This is a genomic window from Escherichia sp. TW14182, assembly GCF_000208525.1.
Taxonomy (GTDB): domain Bacteria; phylum Pseudomonadota; class Gammaproteobacteria; order Enterobacterales; family Enterobacteriaceae; genus Escherichia; species Escherichia ruysiae.
Genome location: NZ_AEJZ01000402.1, coordinates 1 through 2,314 on the forward strand (window position 1 = coordinate 1; position 2,314 = coordinate 2,314).

Sequence of the window (2,314 nt, forward strand, 5' to 3'; positions counted from 1 at the left end):
TTAAAATAATTTTCCGAATGCGCGTTTTTTCATCAAAACACTTGCTGGTGTGCCATAAAACAATCAATTTGCCGTTTTTGCAACCGCAATCACACTTCCTGGTGGCATACTAAGGAGGAAAAAAAGAATAAGGAAGATGAGTATGCCATTAAGCGCACAACAGTTAGCTGCACAGAAAAACCTTTCGTATGTTCTGGCCGAGAAGCTGGCGCAACGGATCTTAAAAGGTGAATACGCACCCGGCACCATTCTGCCTGGTGAAATTGAGCTGGGTGAGCAATTTGGAGTGAGCCGTACTGCGGTACGCGAAGCGGTCAAGACGTTAACGGCAAAAGGAATGGTTTTGCCACGACCACGAATTGGTACGCGTGTCATGCCGCAATCCAACTGGAATTTTCTTGATCAAGAGTTGCTCTCCTGGTGGATGACAGAAGAGAACTTTCATCAAGTTATTGATCATTTTCTGGTTATGCGTATCTGTCTGGAGCCGCAAGCCTGCTTATTGGCAGCAACGGTGGGCACCGCAGAACAGAAGGCGCATCTCAATACACTGATGGCCGAAATGGTATCGTTAAAAGAGCATTTCCGCCGGGAGCGTTGGATTGAGGTCGATATGGCCTGGCATGAACATATTTATGAAATGAGCGCCAATCCGTTTTTGACATCTTTCGCTTCACTATTTCATTCGGTTTATCACACTTACTTTACGTCAATAACCAGCGATACAGTGATAAAACTGGATCTACACCAGGCGATTGTCGATGCAATAATCCAAAGTGATGGCGACGCTGCATTTAAAGCTTGTCAGGCGCTGCTACGCTCCCCCGGATAAGTAATATAACAAACGGATACAGTATGGCGGGTTTGCCGTGCATTGCGGCAATAGTCATCTTTATACGGACACTAAATCTCACCATCCTGAATACCACCTTATCCGCAATTGCTGCCATCATCAGTTATACGCTGACGGTGGCAATGCTTATTCCGGAGAATTATTACTGTTGCTTCAGTAGCAATATTCATGCTTCTGAAAGCAACTGATAGTAATAATTTGATTAAAAAAAGCGTAAATCTAAGCCGAGCCGCGCTCCATCAGTATCGGCGTAAGTTGTAGTCGTTGTTGCTGTAGATTTGGCTGTGCTATCCGGTGGATGAGTACATCAATCGCCAGCTCTCCCAGTTCATCTTTTGGTTGATGAATTGTAGTGAGCGGTGGCGTCATAAAGCTTGCCAGTTCGATATCGTCATAGCCAATCACCGCGATATCCTGCGGGACATATAACCCAGCCTGATATAGAGCCTGGTATACGCCAACTGCCATAGCGTCATTTCCAGTAAAGACTGCCTGGGGGCGCAGCGGATGCGATAACAATTGCTGCATCGCGTCAAACCCGCCGTTAAATTCAAAATCGCCAGTGACTTCATAACCATCAGGAACGTCAAGGCCAGCACGCTTCATTGCCGCCCGATAACCTTCCAGCCGCAAGCGCGCAGGCGTTTTATCCAACGGACCGGTAATACAGGCAATTCGGGTATAACCTTTGTCGATCAGATATTGCGTCGCTAAATCTCCGCCCAGCAACGAGTTATCCTGAATAAGATCACTGTCGCCATCGAACGGCGCCCAGTCCATCATCACAGTAGGGATTGTTGGATAACGTTGCATTATTTCACGCGAAGGCTGGTGTGTTTCGGTGCACAGTAACAGCAAGCCATCAACGCGCTTTTGCATCAGCGTTTCCAGATTGCGATTCATTCGCTGCTCATCGCCTTCGGTATTACAAAGAACAAGGCTATAACCGCGTTCGAAGCAACTGCGTTCAACGCCACGCACCAGTTCGGAATAGAAAGGATTGGTACTGGCAGTAATCAACATGCCAATGGTTCGAGTCTGATTGAGCTTGAGGCTACGCGCCAGAGCTGATGGCGCGTAATTGAGTTCCTTAATCGCCGCTTCAACTTTGGCGGTAATCGCTTCGCTGACGAAGCGATCTTTATTGATGACGTGAGAAACGGTTGAGGTAGAAACGCCCGCCAGGCGGGCAACATCTTTCATTGTGGCCAAGCGTCACCTCTGCCTGTCTAAAAATGTTTCGATCTCTTCACGCCACGGTACTGACGGTTGTGCGCCTTTGCGCGTTACGGCAATCGCAGCGGCAGCATGAGCAAAACGAATCGCCTCAGGCAATGGTTTTTCTTCCAGCAACGCCGTGATTAACGCGCCGTTAAAAGTATCTCCGGCAGCAATGGTATCGACAGCCTGAACCCGGAATCCAGGAACGCGCTGACCTTCGCCATTCACGCTAGCCCACAC

General features: G+C 48.3%; 3 protein-coding genes and 1 pseudogene. 2 read left to right on the forward strand and 2 right to left on the reverse strand.

Annotated features, from left to right (window positions below):
• Positions 1-142: 142 nt before the first annotated feature.
• Both EQY_RS0122495 and EQY_RS0122500 read left to right on the forward strand, forming a co-directional pair.
• Positions 143-832, forward strand: a complete 690-nt coding sequence (locus tag EQY_RS0122495) for a FadR/GntR family transcriptional regulator (RefSeq protein WP_001131153.1) — start codon at positions 143-145, stop codon at positions 830-832.
• Positions 833-855: 23 nt separating this feature from the next.
• Positions 856-987, forward strand: a pseudogene (locus EQY_RS0122500) (hypothetical protein); the annotation flags it as partial.
• 85 nt (positions 988-1,072) lie between these two features.
• Here the strand turns inward: EQY_RS0122500 and rbsR are convergent.
• Together rbsR and EQY_RS0122510 are read right to left on the reverse strand one after the other, a co-directional pair.
• Positions 1,073-2,065 carry a ribose operon transcriptional repressor RbsR gene (gene rbsR, locus EQY_RS0122505; RefSeq protein ID WP_000224480.1) on the reverse strand — a complete coding sequence of 331 codons (993 nt, stop codon included), beginning with the start codon at positions 2,063-2,065 and terminating at the stop codon, positions 1,073-1,075.
• Between the two features lie 3 nt (positions 2,066-2,068).
• Positions 2,069-2,314: PfkB family carbohydrate kinase (locus EQY_RS0122510; protein ID WP_000326178.1), on the reverse strand; the 246-nt coding region annotated here is incomplete at its 5' end.